Source organism: Enterobacter sp. kpr-6 (genome assembly GCF_900116015.1).
Lineage (GTDB): Bacteria > Pseudomonadota > Gammaproteobacteria > Enterobacterales > Enterobacteriaceae > Enterobacter_D.
Genome location: NZ_FOYH01000001.1, coordinates 939,502 through 961,537, shown reverse-complemented (window position 1 = coordinate 961,537; position 22,036 = coordinate 939,502). Strand labels below are relative to the sequence as shown.

Sequence of the window (22,036 nt, the reverse complement as noted above, 5' to 3'; positions counted from 1 at the left end):
GCGGTTTCGCAACTCGCATAAAACGAGTTCATATCAACGAGGGCGAACATTGCGGTGCATCGTGTTGATGACAGAAATGACAACGCCGACGATTTCGAGTCCGTCGGCGTCATAGATGGGGATAGCCGGGTAAGCGGGGTTTTCAGCAAGCAACTGAGCCACCGGATGAGTCACCAGTCTTTTTACAGTGAACTCACCGCCGATGTTAGCGACGACAATATCCCCGTGCTGTGGATGAAGACTGAAATCAACGAGAAGATATGAACCATCGAGGATACCGGCGTTGATCATTGAATCTCCGGCGACGCGGAGCGTGTATGTCGATGATGGATGAGGGATGAGATGCGACACAAGATCGATGCCGCTCTCAATATAATCAGCCGCCGGGCTGGGAAAGCCGGCTGATATAGTGTCACCATAGATTGGTATGTAGACCGGAATTGCGGGAAAAATAATACGTTGCAGCTGCATGATAGTACCTCCTTTTTATAATTACTGTTTTTATATACAGTAGTTATATTTTAGAGGGCGTTCAAGATCCTGATGAAGTCTGTTTTGTAACTTGCTGAAGTTTCTGTATTTGTTTTTGCAGATACTGGACAGACTGCGTCAGCTTCATGATGATGGCCATCTGATCAAGCGAATACCCTGCCCTCGGATTGTCAGGATCGTAATCGTAATTTTCCAGTCCCTTACCGCGAACCACATCGGGCGACACGTCAACCAGATCCTGGGCAATAAAGCCGTACTGCGTGTCTGATTCTTCGAGAACGCCGCGGGCACGATATTTAAATGAGGCCGCCCGGTACTGCATGACTTCTTCCAGCGCCGCGGCATTATCATCCTGATACTCGATGTCTTTTTTCAGATATTTATCTGATGAGGTGGTGAACGCCACCTGCCCAATCCGCGACCCGTCCACCCACAGTTCGAAGGGGTTGGCACCAACTGCCGTCGGACCGCCCCAGTCGAAGTTAAAGCTGCTACTGCCAAACACCCCGTTTATGCCGCGGCGGGTGTTGTAGCCACCGATAATACGCAGCTTTACCCAGTTGGAATTTCGGGGCTGCAAATCAAGGTATGCCGATCCACCGACCTCGACCAAATCTGAAGTAAACAGGATATTAGAGGCCAGCCGAAAACTGGTGAGCCTGAGAGAAGTGATATCGATATTGTCTCCGGATGCCGCTGCGAGAATATTTTTTCTCGCATCTGAAGCATTATTTGCTCCTGTTCCGCCATCAGCAACACTAATAACCCCACCATCACCCTTCCGCACCAGCTTCCCCAAAGCCGGGATTTGCATGCTCACGCCATTGATGGTGACGCTGATATTCTGGTTTGCAGCTGTACTGGCGAATGCTTCCCACCCGCTAATATTCTCGTCATATTCGTTAATCAGTTGCGACATAGCCTGAGCCAGACCGTCAACAGACAGCGCATCGCTGATGAGGATGCCGTACTTCTGGCCGCTCAGATCCGGGGATGCCGCAGGTGTTACGGTCAGTGAGGTGGCACTGTTGACCGCCGTAATCTGGAACATCTGGACGGGGTTAGAGAGAACAATCAGCGTCTGTCCTGCGCGGACCTGGCTGGCAGCAGCCGTCCAGTTCGTCCCCGTACCGGTGGCTGTGTTGCCGCTGACTGAAAGAGTGCCTGTGCTGTAAATCATATTTTCTCCGGTCATAAAAAACCCGCCGAAGCGGGTTAACAGAATGAGGGGTGGAATTAATACATGGCGTCGATGCAGGGCACCGCAATCGACGTGAGCCGTCTGCCGGTAACCGGGTAATTCGCCGTCCAGCTTGTGCTGACCTTGCCTTTACCACAACGCACAACGTTTCCTGTTCTGACCAGTCCTGCGAATTTGAGCCAGTCCCAGCCGCTCGCTAATGCACTGTCATAGCCGTAACGTCCCAGCATGATCATCGTATTGCCAATATCGGTGCCGTTCCAGTTGGGTGCCCATGTCGCGTTCCGGTAGACAAAGGGGCGTTTTGTGGTTGAAAAAACGCATTTTCCTGCGGCGTTAATCATATTCAGTCCGCGGCCGGGCACCGGCGCAATCCCACTGGCGAAAATAGCAATTTGCAGGGTTGCAGATGCAGCCACATCGTCGCCGTCACGTTCGGCCAGCACACGAATCGTCGCACCGTCGTAGTCGATCACAACGTTCGGCGCATCCCATTTAGCGAACACAAGATACTGATCGCGGGACAGTCCGGTAATATCCGGTGTTGTCCATGCGCCATTTATCGTCACCGTGCCGCGCCAGACGCACTGCCCCACCATGGTGTCATCGGTTATTGACATAAAATCGGTGCTGTTCTGGATCAGCAATCCGCGCCCCGACGATGCAGGCAGTATTTGCCAGACTGTCGCCGGAAATGATTTGGCCCTGCCCCAGTTATCTGACCACCACACATTCTGCGTTACCGTGCTGCCAGAAACGGTGATGCTGTCGAGCACGGCTATTGACGCAATGAGGTTGGTGCCGCGGTTAAGGGAGTAAACACAGCTCTTGGGCATCATAACGATCTGGCTGCCGGCAACATAATTTGGCAGCGTGTACTGATTCACATCCCACGTATCAGGAATGCTCAGGCTGTATGACGGGCACCGCAGCCCGGCGGTAATTTCCATCCGTGGCCCCCCGTCATTCGGGGCAAGTAATAATCCTGATGGCATAATTACCAGTCTCCCAGATGAAGAAAACCACCGTCGTCGAGGTTGACCCTGATGCCGGTACCGTTAATTACTACTTTATTGCTGACGCCATTAAACGAAAAATTGCCATTTGTCGCGTACAGCGTGCCGCGGAACGTTCCGTCGTTAAACTCCGGGGAACCATTTTTGGGGATAGTCCATCCGGCTGAGCCAGCAACATAGTTATTCGACTGGATAAAGTTACCAATCTTCGCATTGGTAATGGTTCCGTCCTGGATAAAGGTGTCCCGGATAAACGTCTGTCCGTTCTGGATGACGAATGGCAGCGACACTGCCCCGCCCACCTGACTCATTACCGCAAAACGGTCGGCCAGGAAGATTACCTGTGACTGCATCCCCGATGGTGTGTTCTGTACACCTATCCCCATACCTGCCGCGTACTGAACACCGTTCGAGTCCACCCCCACCTTGATTGAGTACATCGCGTTAAGGTTGCCGTTGATGTCGGCCACCGCCTGCGCGTTGGTAGTGATTGAAGCCGAATAGCCGTTCACGGTCACAGAAAGCGAGTTGATTTTAGTTGCCGCCGCCTGGGTGAAGTCCGCCATGGTTTCGGCCAGATCGGTGGCGTTTGAGACGTTACCGCCAGCGGCAGCATCGAGTACCACCAGCGCCTGTGCAACAGACTGGCTGGCATCAGCAATGGTGGTATCCACCCGATCGATACTGGCCGAGGTATTCACGTTCTTCGCCGTCTGTGCCCGGCGGGTTGTGACCTGCGCCAGATTGCCCTGAATGATGGCAATAGCGTTATTCTTCGTGCCTGCCGTCATGGAATCTGTAGTGACGTTTAGCGTATCGATGCGCTGAGCCAGCGCCGCGTCGGCGGTTGCCACGGTCTTCTCCAGGTTTGTCAGCGAGGAACTGAATCCATCCACGTCGGTATTCAACTCATTAACGTTCTGCCGGACCTGTCCGATCTGCTGGCCCTGCTCAGTGATCTGTTGCGCCTGCGCATCCAGACCGTCGGCGTTCGCCCTGATGTCGTCAGCCATGCCAGCAATCTTCTCGCTGGTTTCGACGGCGTTCTCGATCATGTCCTTAAAGAGTTCGGTCTCCTCCATTTCCTCCAGGATGGCATCGGTGATGTCGCTGAAATCATCGGTGGGTTTGCCTGACGCTTCCACAAAAGCGGACACGCCAAACGCATTTCGCGTGCGCACGTAGACGTAATAGGTGTGGTCGAATTTGAGGCGCTGGATTGTCCACTGATAGCCACGCCCCAGAAACTGGGTCAGGTTTTCAATGTCATCACTCAGCGGTACCGGCGTTTCTCCGGCATACCAGTATTCAAACGATGTATCAGTGGTGGCAGTGACTGACATAACCGGCACCAGCGTTGCCTGCAACGGCCCCGGTATCCACTGAACCGATGCTGGTGGACGTGGTGCACCGATGATCAGGCTGACCTGCGTTTCCGCACCCTTCATCCCGTTTTCATTGCGGCCACGCACGCCAAGCGAGTAGCTCCCGGCATTCAGTCCGTAAAAATCATAACGAAACTGTTCGGTTTCATACTTCGCCACGACAGCACCGTTTTCCGCGTACACGTAGAGCTCAAAAACCAGTTTTTTTGTGGTGGTGGCCGTTTCCCACGTTGCCGTCACCTGCACGGTTTCGCTGTTGGTGTTCAGGATCCGCAGATTCTCAATATTCGGCACGCGATACCCGTTGAGGGTATCGTTGGGGATTTCAAACACCGCACCTTCATCAACAACAGCCTGTTTATTCGGATCGTGCTGTGCTGCCGTAATGCTGTAAACCGAGTTATTTTCCGTTTCCGCGATGCTGAGGATGCGGAAGAGCCGTGTAGCCACTTCGCTGGTCGAAATAACAAATACGGTGCCAGCGCGGATCCATGCAGGAACCGTTTTTAGCGTGATGACTTTCCCGGAAGCACCAGTGATGGCGTATTTAACCAGCTTACCGTCGCGCCCCATCACAGAAATGGTGTCATCGCCGGATACTAGTCCGGAGACATCAGCATCAACGGTGATCATGCGCCCGGACCAGGCAACAATGCGCCCGCCCAGGCGCGTGGCCGCATAATCGTTATCCATCAGCTCAACGACATCACCCGGCGTGAACCCGATGGCATCGCGCGCCATCTGAAACGTAACCCGCTTCGTTTCCCGCTTTGCGGTTTCCAGCAGCCACTTCCCGGCGCGCCATGCCTGCCCGCGCGAGGTACAGCCGAACGCCTCCAGCGTGGTTTCGTTGTACTCATGCCGGGCAATCAGATCATCATCAGAGACGTACTCTTTGACCTGCTCCCAGCCATTGTCCGGGTCGGTCCAGGACACAATCACAGCGTTATAGCGTTCAGAGCGTTTTGCTGAGCTGTAGGCGAACCTGCCCTCGACTACGTTCGCATTGGTAATAGCGGCGATGGGATCCTGCGGCGCGTCAATCAGCACAGTCAGGCGCATACCATCCCACAGCGCGATGCCCCGGAACATTCCTGCGATTTTGTCGAGGATATCACGGGCGCTGGCCTGTTCGGTGATGTAGGCATTGAGCGTCAGACGCGGCTCTTTACCCCCATAGCCATCATCCACCAGCTGATCGCAATACTGCGAAAGAACATATAACGCACCATCATCAACATCGATATAACCGGCACGCCGGGCGAGACCGAAGCGGGTATTTTTCGCGATTTCACGAAAGAGCCAGGCAGGGTTATTCGTCCAGGCTTTTTTAAAGCCACCCACCCACAGCCCGGAGTACGTCCGGGTGAGCGGATTGTAGTTATCAGGCACATCAACAATCAGCCCGCGCAGATGATAGGTGCGCTCCGGCGTGTCGGTGTACTGGTCCCGGTCGATTACCGCCCCGACAATGGCTGAGAACGGATACGACAAATTATCGTCGGTAATTTCGCTGTAACTGTTCCAGATGGTGCCGTTGGACAGCAAATCACTGGCGCTGTCGGGGGTGATGCGGCGAACACGGATATCAAAGGGCTTAATATCCGGCGCATCGATCACATGTGCTTCGAGATATTCGCCGGAGATCTTCCCGCTAATGGTGACAGTCTTTGCGGGGCTCAACGCTCCGCCTGCCGCCCTTGTCTCGATAACCAGCGTCACAGAGGTGTTTTTCTGGTTGCCTTTGGTGTCCTGCTGCACAAGACCGGTGACACCGACGTTAAACCGCACGCGGGTAACATCCCGATCGGTGACGGTACGAACCAGCGGTGTATCGTAGGTCACTTCGGTATTAATAACCGTTGTTGCTTCGATTGCAGAGAAACCGTTAATCGGGCTCTGGAATTCCGAGCCGGGACGCCACGCCACACTGATCCCATTAACGCTGACGTTGCCGGAAGCATCAGTGATCGGCGTTTTATTCAGCATAAAAGACGACAGGTGCGACTGATCTACCGGACCGTAGACTGGACCCTCACTGATAAGGTCCAGTACGCGGTAGAACTGTTTTGATTTGAGATTATCGTCGAGGAGTTTAGGGGTGGATGCTTTACCGCCGCCTGAAGACATAACGCCACCTTAGCTTATTGTTTCTGTCCAGTCCTGGTTGTTCGAGGTGTCGATACCGAGGGAAATAACGTTGCTGCCCACCACCATCTCGCCCAGCAGTATGGGAACTGGCCGGCCCTGGCCCACCCGGTTCTCAGCGCTGGTGAATGAGTTATTGGTGATGGTATTGGTTTCCGCAGCCTCCGCAGAGGTTTTAGTTTTCATGTTGCGCGACATGTAGACGGAATAGGCAACGGAAGCTACTGAGACGGCGACAGCAATCCATGCCGCAGCGACGGCAGTGATTGCGCCGTCAATCTCAGGGACAAAGAGCACCGTGGAACCCTCATTCAGATGCCTGTCCAGATGCCAGCGCGCGTTATCTTCTGTAACGTCCTCACCCGCCACACGTATACGGATACGGGAATTCATGAAGTCTTTTTTGAAGTCCGGACACTGGGCCAGCAGCAGACGAAGCCCCTGCGCCGGCGTGTCTACATTCATTGAGATCTGGCGGAAATGTCGGCGTAAATGCCCCGCAAATCTAAAGATAAGCACTGTTCATGCCTCCAGAGGGAATGGGTTTGCTTCAGGTAGGCCATGCGGTAATCCTCGCGCCTGCTGAGATGTCCGGCGCAGTCGTGATGAAGCACCTTACCGCCTTCAAGCATGATCATGGCGTGGCAGGGGTCCGCGCCGGGAAATGGCTGGCGAATAATCACGTCACCAGGCTGCGCCTCACAGGCATCCACCTGATGGAAGCCGTTAGCTGCCATGTTCTTTAGGTAAAGATTCTCGCCGCGCAACCACCAGCCGTCTGTGCGTTCAAAATCAGGCAGATCAATGCCGCACAGGTGATAGGCGTCCCTGAAAAGCGTGTAGCAGTCAGTGACGGCATGCTGAAACCGGCGGCCCAGCAGGTGCGGCACCGGACGGAATTTATGCAACCGTCCGCCGCAGGCAAGCCACCAGGGCAGGCCTGTTAAAACCTGTGCCTTACGGTCAGCGCCTGACAGCACCGGAACGGGTGCGGGATGTGAATGGAAAATCGCGGTTATCTCGCCCTCCTCTTCCGCCGCCATCCAGTCGCTGTCGCTGATGCGGAAATAATGCGACGGGTCTGGGTGAACATTACGGCAGCGGAACAAGCGTGCACTGTCGATAATCAGCCCGCACACCTCACCCTGCGACGAGGCCGCATAATCCAGACATTCTTGCATCAGGAAACCTTCTGAGAGCCGGGGAAACTGCTGATTGGCAGCGCTTCGGGGCGGGGAAAACGCAGGCGGCAGCCGGAACGGCGGTGAGAGCATTTATCCAGTGATGGGTTACTGGTTGGGTTGTCCCGCTCATCCGCGACAGGTGGCCCGTCGTAATTGCACCCGGTACCGCGATAAACCCACTGGCAGACATCGGCCAGAATGGTGCGCGCCGGGACGATGGCGTTATCGCAGTCAATGGGCGTCGCCAGTGAGTATGTGACCTGTTCAAACGTCTCTTCGGTCATTTCCTCCACGACATAGCGCGATACGGCTTCTTTCGTCGGATCGGCGTCCGGGTTGCCACCGGGGAAGTTCACCGCGTCGAGGTATTTAACCGGCACCTGCCGCCGGGTGATCACCACGCCGAGCATGTCGTCAAAGTCATGGTTGATGCCGGTTATCAGGCCCGATACATTCGCGACCGCCATCATGGGCCGGGCATAAGTACCTTCATTTTTGCTCTCAAAGCCCTCCACGGCGATCGGGTATGCCGGGTAAGCCATTCCGCGCCAGATGACATCGCCGAAATAACCGTTGGTGCCGGAGTGGAAGCGGAGAATATCGCCGCCGAAAGGCTGCAAATCCGCTTCAAAGAGGTTAATGAAAGCGCCGACTCCGGCATCAACGCTTTCGATAATGAGTTCGGCTGGAATATCGCGCACGGGAAAACTCCAATAAAAAAGCCGCCCAGAGGCGGCTTATTGAGGTACCTGTTCAAATGTGGCCGTCAGTTCGTACAGCGGTCCGTTCTTCACCATATTCCAGGAGCGACAGACAAACAGTGCTCGCACTCCTGTCATGGATGGTGTCCAGTAGAACGACTCAACGGCCATTCGCGCTTTCAGAAAAGCCTCGGCCTGTTTCGCCGCATTAACGCGACACTTACCGTCCACACCCCGGAAAACCAGACTGTATTTATCCATCAGCGGGTTAATCCCTTTAACCTGGCGCTGTTCGTAACCGTCGCCGAGTTTGACGACAGCTACGTTCGGTGTGCGATCAACGCTGTAACTCCTTTGCGGCGTCCAGGTGAATGTTTCTGGCATTAGCGTTTAGTCCTCGGTTGCAGCATCCCGTTCGGTCGAGTGCTTTGGTCGCTCATGTGGAATAGCGCGACCCGTTTCATCATCCCTTCAATCTGTTTCATGGTTGCCTGATCGATGCCACCAGTGGTGTTTATTTCGAAGGTGATATGCTGCACCACCCCACCACCTCCACCCGCCTTATCAGCTGGAATTACCTTCCCTGATCGGTCCGGTATGAACACCTGCTGACCACCAGCCGCCTGGAATATCTCTGACTCACCGCTTTCATTAATCCGGTAGGCATTGCCGGCGGAGACGTTTCCACCGTAACGACGGCCTCCGTTGTAAGATATCCCACTAATTGCACTTACCATCTGCCCACCAGCCGCCACGGCCTGAGCAATGGCTGGAATGTTAGCTGGCCATGGCAAAGCCATTGCGTTACCTATCGCGGTTTGCATGTTCAGTGCTGCCTGCGCCACCGCAAAACCCTTGCTGACAGCAAACATTGCCTGATATGCCGCGCTTGATTTACCAGCTGCTTGACCTATCGCGTCAGCAACTGCCCCAAGAGAATCTGATGTTGCCCCAAGTAGCTGGCTCAGGTTTTGTTGGTAGGTTTTTTGCTCATCAATGGCAATTGCCATTCTCTGGTTAGCAGCCTGTTGCTGTATGGCTGTTTTGGCATCCTCATAAAGTTGTGTGTTTTGCTTATCGATCTCCTGATATTTGGCTAGCGCTGCAAGTTTCTGTTGCTCCTGAAGATCAATCTGAGCCAGTGGATCCCCTGCAATTCCTGTTGTTGCATCAGGCATAACTTTCTTCGCTACTAATTCCTGTTCTGCATACTTTTTACCTTGCTCAGCCTGCTGACGCTGCTTAACAGCATTAGCAGCATCCCATTCAGCAGCAGCGTATTTCCTTATTTCCTCAATTTGCGCGGCCGTAGCACTCTTATTGAGAGACTGCTCAGCTCTCAGCATGGCCTGTTCACGGGATAAATCCTGCGTTGCCCCGGCAGCAGTCTCTGCGCGTTGCTTATAATCAGCAATTTTCTGAGTGTTGGATTCCATCTGAGTGGCTGAGCTTTTTCCCTGCTGTTCACTCTGCTGCTGAGCTTTGCGCCTTGCTTCTTCCGCTTCCTGTAGATCGTAATTCTCAGCCGCCAGACGTTCAGCTGACGCGATCTGATTAGTGTTGTCAGTAACCTTAGACGCCGCCATTCTGGCTTTTGCGACTGCCCGCTGACGATCATCCTGTATTTTCAGAAGTTCGTTTTGCTCTTCAAGGTTGAGAATGATTTTGTCGCCATCAGCAGTCGGCGGAGAGATTTGTAGTGATTTGGGATTAAAGTTCTGCCCGGCTTGATTGGCCCGGTTGATTTCATCGGCGGTGTTACCGAAAGCTCTTGCAACAGCTCCTTGAACTTTCTCCAGGGTGGTGCCTTTTTCAATGAGCTGATCATGTACACCCATCGAGGTAAGTATGTTGTTATTGAGCGTGGACTCCATGTCATTTCGTGCCTGCGTGGTACGGGTTATTTTGTCCTGTATTTCAGCTCGGTCACGTTCTTTTTGGTTAATCAGATCGGTTAATTTAGCAGCTCTTTGAAGCAGGCCATTCCCTTGCTCAACTGTTGTGCCAAACTGTTTTCCCTTTTCGATATAGTCATCACGTTTAGCCGTTAATTCCTTAATTTCATCGGTTAGATCAGATATTACGTCTTGTTGGCCTTCAATTGCCGAATTAGCATCTGAGATGGCTCCACGAAGCTGCTTATTGCTCATCGATTTCATGGAGGCATTGAGCTTATCCAGCCCATCCGCAAAAGCAATCGCTTCCTGCCGGGCCTGCTGAGCTGTTTGCCACCAGTAAAGTAGTGCAGATGCAGCAATCATTGCTACCCCCGCCGGACCGCCAATCAGTGAAAGAGCACCACGGGCAAGGCCAAATCCAACCGATGCAGCCCGTGCCGCATTCGCAGCCCTGGCAGAAGCTGCAGCCTGGGCAGTTTCCGCTTCAACCAGCGCCAGTGAAGCAGCCCGAGCCCGTGATTTCGCAGCGCTCAGGTTCTCCAGTGCTGTCATTTCGGCGTTACTGCCGCGCGCGACATTCAGTTCTGCCTGAGCCAGCGCTACGGCTGAAAATGCAGCCTCTTTGTCGGCCAGGGTTTTTCTTTGCGCTGCGTTAGCCGCAATAAGCAGTGACTGGGCAGACTGGTTCTCTGCCGCTGTCTGCTGACGAGTAGCAGCAATTGATTGCAGTTTCCCGCTGAGAGCATCCTTGAGCGATCCGGCGTAACGGCCAGCCATTACCAGAGCGAATGCTTTGGCGGCCAGTGTTGCGCTGTCGATGTAGCCTGTCATGGCCTCGGAGTTCTCAGAGAAGCTCAGGATCGTATCGGCGGCGGTGATAATGCTGTTTGTGAAGCTCTGAATAACACCGGTCTGCCCTTCGACTGCCACCAGCATTGCCGTTACAGCGGTCCGCATCCTCACACTGGCATCAACAAGGTTGTTGGACATACCAGCCGCGGCAGCCGTATTTGCCTCAAGTGATTGCTTTAGGCCCTCGGTAAGATCCGAAGCTGTAAGTTTACCTGATGCGCCAAGGGCGCGGACTGCCGCAGCTGATTTGCCACTGGCCGCTGCAATATCGTTAATAACTGTCGGAATGGCAGTAGTGATAGATTCCCACTGATCTGCTGAGACCGTTCCGGTATTAATCGCTTTGGTGAAGGCACTAATGGCGGAATCAGCTCGCTCGGCAGAAGCGGCGTTCTTTACGAACGCGTAAGACATAGAGTCCTGAACATCGATCGCCTGTTCAGTTGAATAGCCCATACTACGCAGGCCATCCGCACTTCGAATGTAAAGTTCCTGCGCTTCAGCCAGTGAGCGATAAGTGCCATTGGCAGTATTAAGCAGGCGTTTCTGAACTCGCTCAAATTCATCCTGGCTGGAGGTGGCCATTTGAACGCGCTCTGCCATCTCCTGATAGCTTTGCACCATGCGAGCCATTTCACGCAATGCAGATACCGCTATAAATGCTTTCAGGGCAGACGCCAGCTTGCTAAGCCCGGTATTGAGTCCGTCGGCAGCATCATCCGCTCTCTCAAAACCGCGCTCCATATTATTCGTTATGTCTTCTACCTGCTTATCAGCCTGTAGCAGCGCATGAGTATCAGCTTTGATCTCGTAATAAATGCCGCCTACATTTTCCATCCACAATTCTCCAGGCAATAAAAAACCCCGCCGAAGCGAGGTTTTACTTAAAAATGAAAAAAATCATTTGGGTATGGCTTGAATAAATCTTTGCATCGCATAATAGGCTTTACTATCTCCTTGCGCGTCAACTATCGGATCTGAAAGCATTCCAGAACCAGTCTGAACAAACACCCAAGCCTTTTTTGCGCTGGTGATTTTTCTAATCACCTCAAGCGAAATTACATAGTCTTTTTTTGATTCACTATATGCCGGCATGTTTGAAAGGGGATGCTCATACCGTGTTAGATCCCCTCCATCCTTAAGTGCATAATGATTACCGTCTATTTCGAGATAAGCATTACGAATAAAATCTGATGTATTTATTAAAGATATAGTCAGAAGAGCTTTATCTTTCTCACTTTCGGTCCAGAATGCACCTAAAGCAATGCACTGCATTGATTGACAGTCTGCGCCATGAGGCTGAATCAAAACAGTCTTACTACCACTATATCGATCAGTTCCTAAAACAGGATTTAGCCCTTGGTTATTGGCGCACCCCGCCAGCGAAATTGATAACAAAACCGTAGCGGCTATTTTTTTCATATCCATGTCCCATCAATGAAAGATGAGGCTAATCCTATCAGGTGAGCACGACAGCGCAACGCCTGCCGCTGATTTGACGTTTTCAAGTAATGAAGAAACCCGCCGAAGCGGGTCTGGTTACTTCTTGGCAGGCTTATCATCACTCTCAAACAGCTTCTTGCTGGGTGGCACATCAGAATCAGTATCAAACTGACGCATTATATCTTGCTCAGAATCTTTGACGTAATCGCGTCGGCTAATTTTTGAATCTTTTGACCTCTGACAACCTTGATCTTTGCCGGTGGATTTTTTTTTGTTATCGCTCATCTCGTTTCCTTTTAGCAGACCTTGAGTATAGTCACCGAAATTATAAATATTACAAATAACCAACCTGCATACAATATCGACTCACAGGATTTTCTAATCAATGATGCCTTTTCTTGATGAATCGACTCTATACTCTCTGTAAGGGCACCATACTCTTTTGCGTACAAACTGAGCGTATTGTAGCGTGGTTTTTGAAGGTAAAAAGCGCAAAGTGCTTTAAAATCAATAGAAGGCCTGTCGAACTCTTTGAGTTGCATAGCACTAAATACAAAGCCCCAAGCAATGATGCAGGATGCCATAAATAAGCTCAGAGTACCCCAGATAATGACTTTCAGAGGCGTAACCCCCTCTCCAAAAAGGTCTGGCCACCAGTATCTTATAATAAGCAACATCACAGCTAAAAATGTACTCATGGAACCAAATATCTTACTTGCTTTGTCTTCCAAACGACGAACGCTAGCAAGCGCCATATCGTAGCGTTCCTTGAAATGCTTGAATAGCAATTCAGCCCTTTCAATGGCCTCTTCATCCTCATCAGAGGGCAATGCAACTTCAAAAGGAAAGTTACTGCTCATTTTTTGTCCACAATGTGTGTGCTGTTCCAAAAGGCCTTTAACAATCTATAATACAAAGGTATACAGCAATTATAGAATTTTAGTAATCCTAATTGACAGACGTTTTTTTAAGCTTGGAGTTTTTTGTTTCATTCCGCTGCGCATCCATCTCAACCATCCTGTCAGCCCAGTCCATGACCTCATCATAGACCTCTTCCGTCGGGATCCTGTCCTTCTCCTTAACCGGGAACTTCGCATTCATCGCGGCGCGAAAACTGGTCATTGTCATGTTCCAGGCATCCGCCTCGCTCATGCCAAGGTGTGCCACGGCGGCGTAGACGAATGACCGGACATCAAATTTACTGGAATACTCGCTTTTCTGCCCCTTCACCTGCTCCGGGGGCTGGTCACCCATTACACCGTGACGGATCAGATGACGCGCAAGTTCAATGACGTCTGCAACCGGCAGCAGGCCGGGCCGGTATGAGAGTTTCCCTTTTGTTGTGACTGCGTAGGTGCCGGTGACCTGGCTGATATTCTCTGCACAGCACGCAGCGACCACGCGGGCAGATGCTATCGCCATCTCGGCAAAGCAACGTGCCATCACGTCGCGCAAAATGGCCGGATCGCTTATCCGATGCGTCGGGTAGTGCCCGGCGTGCACGGTGACATACAGCCTGACGATTTCGTCCGGCTCACCCATGTGCGATATAGCCAGAAATGAGGGATTGAGGAATATCCCGTGACCACCAGCACGGATCACCGCCTGGCCGATATCAGTGATAACCATAAAACCTCAAAGGGGCTGGAGCCCCTGTTATTAAACAGTGATGACCACATTCGCAAAGCCGGACGACACGCTGCTGGCCGTGGAGGATGACACCACGCAGGAATAGGTTCCGTCGTCAGCTTCGGTCACGTTTGCTTTCGTGTACGTCGCAGCGGTCGCACCGCTAATGTCCGCGCCATCTTTCTGCCACTGATAACTCAGCGGGGAATTGCCGGTCGTGGTGGCCGCCACAGTCAGTGTGAGCGTGTCACCCTCTTCCAGCGTGCGGTTCTGCGGCTGGGTTGTGATGGTGATGAGGTCACCCACATCGCGCACATCAACATTACCCGCGCTTGATGCTTCAAGCGACCAGGTCGCCACGTCATCATGCGGCGATTCATCCTGCCAGCTCGTGACAAGGAATGGGCCTTCGGTGATATCCAGCGGTGAAATAATTTTCAGCCAGACATAGGGCTGGTTGCTGGTATCGGCTGGTGGGTTGTAGACATGCCGCTTCATGGCCTTCTGACCATAAATGGCTTCTTTGCGGCTCACACCGTCACCGGAGAATGACACGTTTTTATACGTGGTGATGTTCTCCTGGGTAAACGCCGCGCTCTGGTCCCCCGTCGCGTCCGCAGTCTCCCATTCCACACCCGTGGTTTTACCGCGCATCATGCCGAGGCGCTTGTACTGATTCGCCGCAGGCTGTACTTCCGGGCAGCTGATCGCATAATAAACGGCGACAGCAAGCCCCGTGAATGCACCTGATTCACATCCGGCCATAGTTTTTACTCCGTTACTGGGAAATGATGGTTCTGAAGGTGATTTCGAAGGCCACGCGGCCCTCTTCGGTTTTGAAAGCGGGGACCCCGCCTACGGGCTGCATCAGGATGATGCATTCGGTCTGATGCTCCAGGCTCATCGCCCGGCGAATTGCATCGGCGTTGTTTTCCACGGCATCGATACCGGGATCATCCTGTCCGGTAAGCAGGATGATGCGGAAGTAGTCGCGGGAGACAGCTTCCTCGTCACCTCCACCACCGTTCTGCTGGATAATGAGATAGCGCTCGCTCTGCGAGTCCGGACGCTCCATGAAAAATCGCTTCTGCACGCGGTAGCCTGTATCGAAGCCGTGCTGCTGAAGCCAGACGCGCAGGGCGTCGTATACCTCGCTGCGGTTCATAGTTTGTATCCTCGCCGGATGGTTGCCCGGATATCGTTCATGCCGTCACGCTCGAAGCCGTTTTTCAGGAATTCAGGCTCGCCGTTCGGATCCCAGTAGTTGCCGTTGCCATTCGCGCGCGGCTGGCCCTTAAGCGTGCCCGGCGCAGCGTTGACCCGGGCGGCATAGCTGGCGGTGTAACCGACACGCCCGGTCATGCCTTTCGGTATGGGGCGCAGCTCACGGAACTGGCTGTTTACCAGCGTGGAGGTGTCCATCGGCGTAATCTGGGCGGCATAGCCGATCCCCACAATCATTACCTCGGTGATCACCCGCTCGGTCACTGGTCCGGCTATCTGGCCGAGCAGCTTTCTGGTGTTCATCTGAACGCTTTTGATGCCCTTAACCGGCATACTGACTCCTGTAAAATCAGGCCCCGAGGGAGTTGCGGTTAGACGTCAGGATTTTGTAGTCGGGCTCCTCTTCGAAGAACGACATATCCCACATCTTGACCGCCCGGATCACGTCGCCTTTCGCCTTAACAGGGTCCGGCTCGCCCGTGGTGTCGCCTACCGCAACATAATCGTTACGCAGCGGTTTACGCACGTCTGCGCCGTTGTGCTTCAGTTCGGTGAAGATGATGAGGTTGGTGGTGAATTCGGTCCCGGCATCATCGATCGCCTCCTCCTGGTTCACCTCCCACGTGCAGTCGATGAGGTACGGTGTGCCGGTCGTCCATGTGCCTGACCAGTCGTCATAGACACGCGGATAGACCGTAACAAGGCTGGTATAAACCCAGTTAGCTGTAGCGCTCATGGTTCCTCCCAGCGGAGTACTTCCGGCTTTGTGGCGGCGATCTCACGACAAAAGATGAACCACTCGCCGTTGCTTTTGACGTAGCCGGTCACCCTCCTGCCGCTGTCGGTCAGAACCCAGACTTTCGTAAACGGCTCCGGCAGACGCTGCTTGACGGATATCAGGGCCATCAGCGGCCCCCGTTGCTCATGCATCCGCCTTTACCGATCCAGATGCCAGCAAAAGCCGGGGCCGCCGTCGGGTCTGGCGGGATCAAATCTTTTGCGCATCCGTGTTTATCCAGACCGCGTAAAAGGTTGAGTGCACCTTTCCAGCGATCGGGAAACGACTGGTAGCGGAACGAGCGGGCCGCACCGTTTGGCGCTGTCTGGCTGGAGAGGTATTTATCGCCCTGCCCCAGTCCCATGAGTGCCAGCAGGTAAAGCTGGATAAGCATTGCTGTTGATGCCGCATAATGCTGGCTCAGGCATTCCTCAATACCGTTAACCTGATCCACCAGCGCCGCCAGCACGAAATCAGGCAGGGTAATCCCCTGACCGCTGAGGTACTGCTGCGCCTGTTCGGGATTTACCATGGCTGACTCCTGACACAAGGAACCCCGCCGGAGCGGGGCATAAAAAAACCGCCTGAGCGGCGGCTGTTATTCAGCGGGGAAAAGCGCTTCGAGCTCGCCATCCGGCAACAGCTCTGAGAGCTTTTCAGCCCCGAGGTTGCCTTTGAACTCAATACCCAGTTCCTTCAGACGGGCGGCGATAATCTCTTTACGGGATTTACCGTCAGTGCCATCGTTTCCCGCGCCGGGCGTCGCCGGGTTGAGCGTGCCACCCGCTTCGCCCCGCATCAGGCGGACGTTCGGTTTCAATACCGGGTGGAGACTTTCAAACTCCACCACGTCACCAACCGTCACCCCGTGCCATGGGCGGATCACTTCGTACTTAGCCATGTCTTCTCCTTAGCCCAGGTTTGCGCCGTAAAGCACACCGGAATGGCCTTCGTCGTCACGTTTCACCTGCAGACCTTCTGCAGACATGATCTGGAAGTTGTAGTTGCTCTGCGGCAGCGGGCGCGGGAGCGGAATGACACCAACGGCCATACCCACCAGCGGCGAAACCACATCCTGACGGCGTTCATAGGCGAGGAACTCGTTACCCTTCAGCGCGTAGGTCATGCGGATATCCTTCACCGGCATAAATTTGCGGATGGCATCAAGAACGGTACCGCTCACGATCGCATTTGAGCCGTTACCGACCTCAATGGTGTACGGCTTCGACAGGTTTGCCATGATTTCCGAGCTCAGCCACAACACATCATAGGCCGTGACCTGATTCGCCTGGGCGGTCAGTCCGAACGGACCCGTTGGACCGAAAAATTCCAGCGCCAGAGCGGGCGTGGCTTTGGTCAGATCGATGTTTACACCACCAGCGCCGGATCCCAGGTTAATCTTCGCCGTATTGCGGTGGTTACGCAGCCCCTGAGACTGATAGTTCTGAACCTTGATAGTTTCGTTACCGTCCAGATAAGCTTTAACGCGACGTTTATGGAACTTACGCATCTTGGCTGCCTGCGAGTCCAGCACGATATCAATACCCGCCGTGTTCAGGCCTGCGGCCAGACGCCAGTTAACGCCGTAGCCAGCGGTGAACACAGGTACCGGGTCGCCGTCACTGTCGTATTCGGTATGATCAAAAGAGTATGGCGGCTGACCGTCCAGACTGACCTGCACATCATCAGCAATATCACCAACCACGCTATATAGCTTGGCGGTTTTTCCGATGTTCAGAACCTGCATAACACTCATCAGGTCGTTGACGATCTCCATACCGACTTGCTGATCGCGCAACTGGATAACCTGACGGTCAATTTCAGCCCAGAACTCACGCCCCAGACCATCACCCGCCAGGGCATTGGCCGCCAGCGTTTCGGCATCCATTACGCCGCGGTACTGGTTAACCATAAGCTGGTGGGAGGTGTCCCAGATGTTGCGCTGGGCCCAGAGGGAGTTCCAGTGCTGATGCAGGCGGCGGTTAGTCGCCAGGGTTTCACGGGAAAAATACATGTGCGTGTGTCCTTAAATTATGCGCCAGCGGTTGCGGCGGCAGTGCCGGCACGCATACGAACGCGGATGAAATCGGTAGCGCCTGCCGCAATGGTGGCTTCGTCCTGGCTGTAGCCAATCACCGCATCGGTATCGTCAGTGGCCAGCGTAAACTGACCAGCAGCACCGAGCTTGATCGGGCTGTCTTTTTTGTACGCGCCGGGCACACACAACAGCGCCAGTTCGCGCCCCTCCTCCACGTAGTTACCTACAGCGGAATCGCCTTCCGGGACGGCGTCACGAATACCCAGGCCCTGATGGTAGGCGCAGTCGATAATGTAGAGGCGTCCGGTCAGCGCACCAGCCTGTGCGAACTGACCATCAGCGTTGATAGTCGCCGCAGTGCCCGGCAAAAGGGCTGCGGCAGTGGTACGGGTTTCAGTCTTATAAAGTGACTGCCCGTCGATATTTACACGACGATAGCGGGATGCCATGCCGGTCTCCTTTAAAAGTGGGTAACTGTTCAGCCTGCTCGGTTAGGCCGGGAAGTAAGTGGACGGGTCCGGAGCGCCAGTCTGGCCCGGCTGCGTCGCGGAGTTGGTGCCCAGCGGTGCGGCAGTACCCAGCTTGCTGAACATCTCTTTCAGTGCCGGACCTGACAGGGCATTAGCCACAAGCTCGCCATGTACCGCCTGTACTGCGTCACGCATGGTTTGCTCTTCCGCGCGGGAATTAGCAGTGAGGGTTTCGGCAAGCTGCTGGTGGTTGGCCTGAAGGGCTGAGATTTGCTCGGTTACAGGCTTCAGCGCATCGGCGAAATTAGCGGCCAGGCCCTTGCCGATCTCAGTGATCAGCTCTTGTTTTTCTTCATTGGTTAAAGGCATGTCGCCCTCCGTTTGATGGTTGGTTGCAGGCTGGTCCTGCGGGGTGAAGAGAGATTTAACTTTGTTGGCTACGACGGTTACCCATGACTCCTGGCGGGCGACCGGTGTTCCGGTGTCGTCAAAGGAGATTTTTCCGCCCTCAGAGGTGTAGCCGAACACCTGGGCATTGCCCCCGTTGCGGATGATGACCACCTGGCTGTCGGTGAAGTCGGCAACCCAGGCGTATTCATTCTCGCCGGGTGCGAACCGGGCCTTAGCCGCACGATCGAGGCGTTGTTCACGCTCCCGGTAGGATTCCCCCACCAGCGCACCGGAGTTGGCTTTTAGTGGCGTGGCAAGGTCAGCGTTGACCATCAGGCCTACGCCTTTCTCTGGTCCCGCTGCGGGTAGTTCATGAAGCAGAATGGCGTCATGGTCGATGGCGTGGATTTTCACCACCCACTTCGCGCCCTGTTCCTGCAGGTCTTTGGGTGCCGGGGTGCGCTCGCGAAATACGGCGACGCTGGACCAGATAGGATCGGTCGTTTCGCCCTTCTCGATGGCTTCAATGCGCTGCAGTAGCTCCACGCCGCCTGGGGATTCCATGGCTTTGTTCACGTCGATCCACTTTTCCGCATAAACTCGGTTCCCCTGCAGGCTGACGTTGCGGTTCCACGCGCCTATAAAGCCCACGTTCAGCCCCTCAGGGGAAAAAGCAGAGACGAACTGACCATCCACCATCGGGTGGCCCAGCGGGGCCAGCGTCCCTTCCAGGGTCCGGTAGTTCGCGCTGATCTCCGCCTCCGGATAGAACTCCTCGTTCATGATGACGTTGGCTGGCAGGGTGTAACTCGGGATCACCACGTGCTCACGGTCGTTATACGTTTCGCGGCGAATGGCTTTGTTATCGACCTTATGGTTGATATGAATCTGAGAGGGCATGCTGATTTCTCGCTGTTATGCGGCGTGATGGTGACCGCAGCCGCAATCTAAGTGGTTGGCGACAAGACCGGCTTTCTGCGCCTTCTCCAGCCGCTTCTTCGCCATGTCGATGACGTTCGGGTTTAACGGCCTGCCGTCAGCATCCACCAACACCGCGACCTGCGTGCATTTGCAGTTGATGGCGTTGCCGTCAACGCTGTACCAGTCGCGCACCTCTTCAGTCGTGTAAAGGTGAGCATGACGGAGTGCGTGTTTACGCCGCGTCGTCGGGCTGAGTGCGGACAGGTGCATCTGCCGCGTCATAATCCCGTACTGCGCTTCGGCCTCGTCTGATTCATCCCACCGGGCGCGGCGCAGCGCCGTGGTGATTTCCGTGCGGGCGATGCGCTTTGCCCGGCTGAGTTCAATCCCTGTCTGTTCGGTGAGCCGCTTCGCGATATCACGGGGGTTCTGCCCGCGACCCATACCATCGGTGAGCACCCGCGCCATGTCCGACTTGACCCGTGCGCTGAGGTTTTTCATTTCCTCAAAGACGCGGGTGCGCACCAGCAGCAGGCGGCGCTGATACGGCTCGCTCAGCAGCAGTTGCTGTAGGTTCTCCCGTCCGGCGTCATACACCGCCGACTGCTGCGAGAGATTGGCGAATTCCTGTGCCGTGCCACGCTGGTACGCCTGATTCACGTAATCGCGCCAGTACCAGAAGTTCGTTTCGTTGCCGCCATAAAGGATCTCGTCCACAAGCTCGGAAGCGTTTTCCAGCAGCATCGAAAGCAGCGAGGTGTCCAGGTCGAAGGTGTAGCGAAGGTTTACGGCGGGTGATGCAGGTATGCGGTCGAGAATGCCCTGATAAGCTTTTGCGATACGTTTTATTCGCCTCCCGAACTCGTTTATCGCGCCGCGTTCGAGGCGGTCAGCGCCTGTGGGATCGTTAAGATTTCCCGGCAGAATCGGAGGTTTCGTTTTCCTCTTCTTCATCGTCCTCCTCCAGCGGTTCAGGTGAGCCTTCGTACCCGGCGGCCACACGGATTTCCTCGCCGGTAAATGGCTGCTCGCCAGTGGCAATGGAAGCGCTATTGATGTCGGCCATCAGTTTGGCGGAAGCCAGTTTCTCAGCGCCTGAGCTTGCGTTCAGGTCATCCCAGATAACTGTTTTCTGCGGCACCGCGTCGAGAATGCCAAGCGCCACCAGCTTGTCGCACAGGTCTTCGATGTCGAACGACAGATCGCCGCGCCGGGACTGGCAGCGCGCATTAAAATAGCGCTGGTCCTCGGTGCTGGCCCGCTCACCCGTCTGCATACCGACGAGGATCTTGGTCGGGATATCCAGCGCGGCGGCGGCCGTCTGTAGGTTTACGTTATAGGTTGGCCCGGGGTCAGCGACAGCGGACACCAGCGGCGTCACCGTTGCGCCCTGGGTAGTCAGCAGCGCATCGTTGCCGCGGTTAACCTCAACGGCGGCCTCGTTAAACTTCTCCTGCAGCTCTTCGACGCTAACGCCGTACATGGATGCGAGGTTGCTGAACTCAATTTCTCTGTCGAAGTTGATATTCAGCTGGCGTGCGGCGTTCTTCAGGAACGATTCGCCGGAGCCGCCCTCCACCTTCTCCAGGCTGACGAAGGGGTTATAGGCAGGCTCCAGAAAGCCGATAGCATCGGTGGAGTAATCACCCAGAATGAACACGCGGTCAGGGTGCACATCCACGCGCCGGGTACTGCCGTTCGGTAGCCTCTCCATGTACTGCCACATCTTCGGCTGCCCGTAGGTGCGCGAGTTCAGGCCAGTATCCCATTCCACGGGCACAAGTGCTCCCGCCCATGCCACCGTAATCTTTTCCAGCCCCTTACCTCTGGTGACGGGCAGGTTCCAGTCTTTACCGTCGCGTATGTGCAGTAGGATGCCAGAGTAGCGGCCCACCAGCCGCCGCAGATCTGCCTCAGCAAATGCACGCCAGAAGCGATGGGTAAAAATGCCTTTTGCCCTGCGCTCCCAGTCAGTCACATTGCGGGTTTCGTCCGCCTTTTCACCCTCGATAATCTCCGGGTTACTGAGCCAGCATGTGCCGGTAATTTTACGCACCGCGCCGTGAGCGATACCGCCACGGCGGTACAGCCTGTAGAGGTCATCAAAGGTCAAATCCTCTTTGAATCCGTATTCGCACCATGCCGAATTGCGTTTGGCATCCAGCCCCATCGTAGGGTTAGCCGCCAGCATACGGGCGCGCGCAAACCTGGCATCAGCCAACGCATGGTTAACGGCGAGTTGAAGGTTATTGTTCATGCCGGGGGT

At 54.6% G+C, this 22,036-nt stretch carries 25 protein-coding genes; all 25 read right to left on the bottom strand.

The features are described 5' to 3' along the window. Positions 1–33: 33 nt before the first annotated feature. The 25 genes from BM373_RS04615 to BM373_RS04500 all read right to left on the bottom strand — a co-directional run bounded on the left by BM373_RS04615 (position 34) and on the right by BM373_RS04500 (position 22,027). On the bottom strand, positions 34–471 hold the full coding sequence (locus tag BM373_RS04615; protein ID WP_090459926.1) for a LexA family protein: 438 nt from the start codon (positions 469–471) through the stop codon (positions 34–36). 61 nt (positions 472–532) lie between these two features. Beyond that, positions 533–1,687, bottom strand: coding sequence for a tail fiber domain-containing protein (locus BM373_RS21590; RefSeq protein WP_177220111.1), 1,155 nt, complete (start codon positions 1,685–1,687; stop codon positions 533–535). Positions 1,688–1,728: 41 nt separating this feature from the next. Then, complete coding sequence (locus tag BM373_RS21785; RefSeq protein WP_256214556.1) at positions 1,729–2,688, bottom strand: DUF6453 family protein; 960 nt, start codon at positions 2,686–2,688, stop codon at positions 1,729–1,731. A 2-nt stretch (positions 2,689–2,690) separates the two neighbouring features. Further along, positions 2,691–6,224 carry a TipJ family phage tail tip protein gene (locus tag BM373_RS04600; protein ID WP_090459924.1) on the bottom strand — a complete coding sequence of 1,178 codons (3,534 nt, stop codon included), beginning with the start codon at positions 6,222–6,224 and terminating at the stop codon, positions 2,691–2,693. A 9-nt stretch (positions 6,225–6,233) separates the two neighbouring features. Next, positions 6,234–6,761 (bottom strand): tail assembly protein, encoded by a 528-nt coding sequence (locus BM373_RS04595; RefSeq protein ID WP_090459922.1) that lies wholly within the window; start codon positions 6,759–6,761, stop codon positions 6,234–6,236. After that, a complete protein-coding gene (locus BM373_RS04590; protein WP_090459919.1) occupies positions 6,704–7,423 on the bottom strand; it encodes a C40 family peptidase in 720 nt (239 codons plus the stop codon). Before BM373_RS04590 ends, BM373_RS04595 begins: the two co-directional genes overlap by 58 nt. Further along, positions 7,423–8,127 carry a phage minor tail protein L gene (locus BM373_RS04585; protein WP_090459917.1) on the bottom strand — a complete coding sequence of 235 codons (705 nt, stop codon included), beginning with the start codon at positions 8,125–8,127 and terminating at the stop codon, positions 7,423–7,425. The genes BM373_RS04590 and BM373_RS04585 overlap by 1 nt, the downstream gene beginning before the upstream one ends. Before the next feature lie 36 nt (positions 8,128–8,163). Continuing rightward, positions 8,164–8,511, bottom strand: coding sequence for a phage tail protein (locus BM373_RS04580; RefSeq protein WP_090459915.1), 348 nt, complete (start codon positions 8,509–8,511; stop codon positions 8,164–8,166). After that, entirely contained in the window at positions 8,511–11,714 is a 3,204-nt protein-coding gene (locus BM373_RS04575) for a tape measure protein (protein ID WP_090459913.1), read from the bottom strand. Before BM373_RS04575 ends, BM373_RS04580 begins: the two co-directional genes overlap by 1 nt. 63 nt (positions 11,715–11,777) lie before the next feature. After that, the gene (locus BM373_RS04570) at positions 11,778–12,305 is read right to left on the bottom strand and encodes a hypothetical protein (protein WP_090459911.1); all 528 of its coding nucleotides are present in this window, start codon (positions 12,303–12,305) and stop codon (positions 11,778–11,780) included. A gap of 111 nt (positions 12,306–12,416) precedes the next feature. Next, complete coding sequence (locus tag BM373_RS04565; protein WP_090459909.1) at positions 12,417–12,605, bottom strand: hypothetical protein; 189 nt, start codon at positions 12,603–12,605, stop codon at positions 12,417–12,419. Positions 12,606–12,616: 11 nt separating this feature from the next. Continuing rightward, positions 12,617–13,180: a hypothetical protein gene (locus BM373_RS04560; RefSeq protein ID WP_090459907.1), complete on the bottom strand. Its 564-nt coding sequence runs from the start codon at positions 13,178–13,180 to the stop codon at positions 12,617–12,619. A gap of 88 nt (positions 13,181–13,268) precedes the next feature. After that, a complete protein-coding gene (locus BM373_RS04555) occupies positions 13,269–13,949 on the bottom strand; it encodes a DUF6246 family protein (protein WP_090459904.1) in 681 nt (226 codons plus the stop codon). A 30-nt stretch (positions 13,950–13,979) separates the two neighbouring features. After that, positions 13,980–14,714, bottom strand: a complete 735-nt coding sequence (locus tag BM373_RS04550; RefSeq protein ID WP_090459902.1) for a phage tail tube protein — start codon at positions 14,712–14,714, stop codon at positions 13,980–13,982. A 13-nt stretch (positions 14,715–14,727) separates the two neighbouring features. Further along, positions 14,728–15,114 carry a phage tail termination protein gene (locus BM373_RS04545; protein WP_090459897.1) on the bottom strand — a complete coding sequence of 129 codons (387 nt, stop codon included), beginning with the start codon at positions 15,112–15,114 and terminating at the stop codon, positions 14,728–14,730. Next, the gene (locus tag BM373_RS04540; protein WP_090459895.1) at positions 15,111–15,506 is read right to left on the bottom strand and encodes a hypothetical protein; all 396 of its coding nucleotides are present in this window, start codon (positions 15,504–15,506) and stop codon (positions 15,111–15,113) included. The genes BM373_RS04545 and BM373_RS04540 overlap by 4 nt, the downstream gene beginning before the upstream one ends. Positions 15,507–15,522: 16 nt before the next feature. Continuing rightward, entirely contained in the window at positions 15,523–15,909 is a 387-nt protein-coding gene (locus BM373_RS04535) for a hypothetical protein (RefSeq protein WP_090459893.1), read from the bottom strand. Beyond that, on the bottom strand, positions 15,906–16,079 hold the full coding sequence (locus BM373_RS21585; protein ID WP_177220110.1) for a hypothetical protein: 174 nt from the start codon (positions 16,077–16,079) through the stop codon (positions 15,906–15,908). Before BM373_RS21585 ends, BM373_RS04535 begins: the two co-directional genes overlap by 4 nt. Beyond that, positions 16,079–16,483 carry a DUF7370 family protein gene (locus BM373_RS04530; protein WP_090459890.1) on the bottom strand — a complete coding sequence of 135 codons (405 nt, stop codon included), beginning with the start codon at positions 16,481–16,483 and terminating at the stop codon, positions 16,079–16,081. Before BM373_RS04530 ends, BM373_RS21585 begins: the two co-directional genes overlap by 1 nt. 66 nt (positions 16,484–16,549) lie before the next feature. Continuing rightward, positions 16,550–16,852 (bottom strand): hypothetical protein, encoded by a 303-nt coding sequence (locus tag BM373_RS04525; RefSeq protein ID WP_090459888.1) that lies wholly within the window; start codon positions 16,850–16,852, stop codon positions 16,550–16,552. 9 nt (positions 16,853–16,861) lie between these two features. After that, positions 16,862–17,965, bottom strand: coding sequence for a major capsid protein (locus BM373_RS04520; RefSeq protein ID WP_090459885.1), 1,104 nt, complete (start codon positions 17,963–17,965; stop codon positions 16,862–16,864). A 17-nt stretch (positions 17,966–17,982) separates the two neighbouring features. Next, positions 17,983–18,438 carry a gp53 minor capsid family protein gene (locus BM373_RS04515; protein ID WP_090459882.1) on the bottom strand — a complete coding sequence of 152 codons (456 nt, stop codon included), beginning with the start codon at positions 18,436–18,438 and terminating at the stop codon, positions 17,983–17,985. 42 nt (positions 18,439–18,480) lie between these two features. Then, positions 18,481–19,749 carry a hypothetical protein gene (locus BM373_RS04510; protein ID WP_090459880.1) on the bottom strand — a complete coding sequence of 423 codons (1,269 nt, stop codon included), beginning with the start codon at positions 19,747–19,749 and terminating at the stop codon, positions 18,481–18,483. Positions 19,750–19,764: 15 nt separating this feature from the next. Further along, positions 19,765–20,724 (bottom strand): phage minor head protein, encoded by a 960-nt coding sequence (locus BM373_RS04505; protein WP_090459878.1) that lies wholly within the window; start codon positions 20,722–20,724, stop codon positions 19,765–19,767. Further along, positions 20,678–22,027 (bottom strand): anti-CBASS protein Acb1 family protein, encoded by a 1,350-nt coding sequence (locus tag BM373_RS04500; protein ID WP_090459875.1) that lies wholly within the window; start codon positions 22,025–22,027, stop codon positions 20,678–20,680. The genes BM373_RS04505 and BM373_RS04500 overlap by 47 nt, the downstream gene beginning before the upstream one ends. Positions 22,028–22,036 lie beyond the last annotated feature (9 nt).

Bases quoted from the DNA above. Each gene is read 5' to 3' on its own strand.
- BM373_RS04615 (WP_090459926.1), bottom strand. From the start codon at position 471: ATGCAGCTGCAACGTATTATTTTTCCCGCAATTCCGGTCTACATACCA.
- BM373_RS21590 (WP_177220111.1), bottom strand. From the start codon at position 1,687: ATGACCGGAGAAAATATGATTTACAGCACAGGCACTCTTTCAGTCAGC.
- BM373_RS21785 (WP_256214556.1), bottom strand. From the start codon at position 2,688: ATGCCATCAGGATTATTACTTGCCCCGAATGACGGGGGGCCACGGATG.
- BM373_RS04600 (WP_090459924.1), bottom strand. From the start codon at position 6,224: ATGTCTTCAGGCGGCGGTAAAGCATCCACCCCTAAACTCCTCGACGAT.
- BM373_RS04590 (WP_090459919.1), bottom strand. From the start codon at position 7,423: ATGCAAGAATGTCTGGATTATGCGGCCTCGTCGCAGGGTGAGGTGTGC.
- BM373_RS04580 (WP_090459915.1), bottom strand. From the start codon at position 8,511: ATGCCAGAAACATTCACCTGGACGCCGCAAAGGAGTTACAGCGTTGAT.
- BM373_RS04575 (WP_090459913.1), bottom strand. From the start codon at position 11,714: ATGGAAAATGTAGGCGGCATTTATTACGAGATCAAAGCTGATACTCAT.
- BM373_RS04570 (WP_090459911.1), bottom strand. From the start codon at position 12,305: ATGGATATGAAAAAAATAGCCGCTACGGTTTTGTTATCAATTTCGCTG.
- BM373_RS04565 (WP_090459909.1), bottom strand. From the start codon at position 12,605: ATGAGCGATAACAAAAAAAAATCCACCGGCAAAGATCAAGGTTGTCAG.
- BM373_RS04560 (WP_090459907.1), bottom strand. From the start codon at position 13,180: ATGAGCAGTAACTTTCCTTTTGAAGTTGCATTGCCCTCTGATGAGGAT.
- BM373_RS04555 (WP_090459904.1), bottom strand. From the start codon at position 13,949: ATGGTTATCACTGATATCGGCCAGGCGGTGATCCGTGCTGGTGGTCAC.
- BM373_RS04550 (WP_090459902.1), bottom strand. From the start codon at position 14,714: ATGGCCGGATGTGAATCAGGTGCATTCACGGGGCTTGCTGTCGCCGTT.
- BM373_RS04545 (WP_090459897.1), bottom strand. From the start codon at position 15,114: ATGAACCGCAGCGAGGTATACGACGCCCTGCGCGTCTGGCTTCAGCAG.
- BM373_RS04540 (WP_090459895.1), bottom strand. From the start codon at position 15,506: ATGCCGGTTAAGGGCATCAAAAGCGTTCAGATGAACACCAGAAAGCTG.
- BM373_RS04535 (WP_090459893.1), bottom strand. From the start codon at position 15,909: ATGAGCGCTACAGCTAACTGGGTTTATACCAGCCTTGTTACGGTCTAT.
- BM373_RS21585 (WP_177220110.1), bottom strand. From the start codon at position 16,079: ATGGCCCTGATATCCGTCAAGCAGCGTCTGCCGGAGCCGTTTACGAAA.
- BM373_RS04530 (WP_090459890.1), bottom strand. From the start codon at position 16,483: ATGGTAAATCCCGAACAGGCGCAGCAGTACCTCAGCGGTCAGGGGATT.
- BM373_RS04525 (WP_090459888.1), bottom strand. From the start codon at position 16,852: ATGGCTAAGTACGAAGTGATCCGCCCATGGCACGGGGTGACGGTTGGT.
- BM373_RS04520 (WP_090459885.1), bottom strand. From the start codon at position 17,965: ATGTATTTTTCCCGTGAAACCCTGGCGACTAACCGCCGCCTGCATCAG.
- BM373_RS04515 (WP_090459882.1), bottom strand. From the start codon at position 18,438: ATGGCATCCCGCTATCGTCGTGTAAATATCGACGGGCAGTCACTTTAT.
- BM373_RS04510 (WP_090459880.1), bottom strand. From the start codon at position 19,749: ATGCCCTCTCAGATTCATATCAACCATAAGGTCGATAACAAAGCCATT.
- BM373_RS04505 (WP_090459878.1), bottom strand. From the start codon at position 20,724: ATGAAGAAGAGGAAAACGAAACCTCCGATTCTGCCGGGAAATCTTAAC.
- BM373_RS04500 (WP_090459875.1), bottom strand. From the start codon at position 22,027: ATGAACAATAACCTTCAACTCGCCGTTAACCATGCGTTGGCTGATGCC.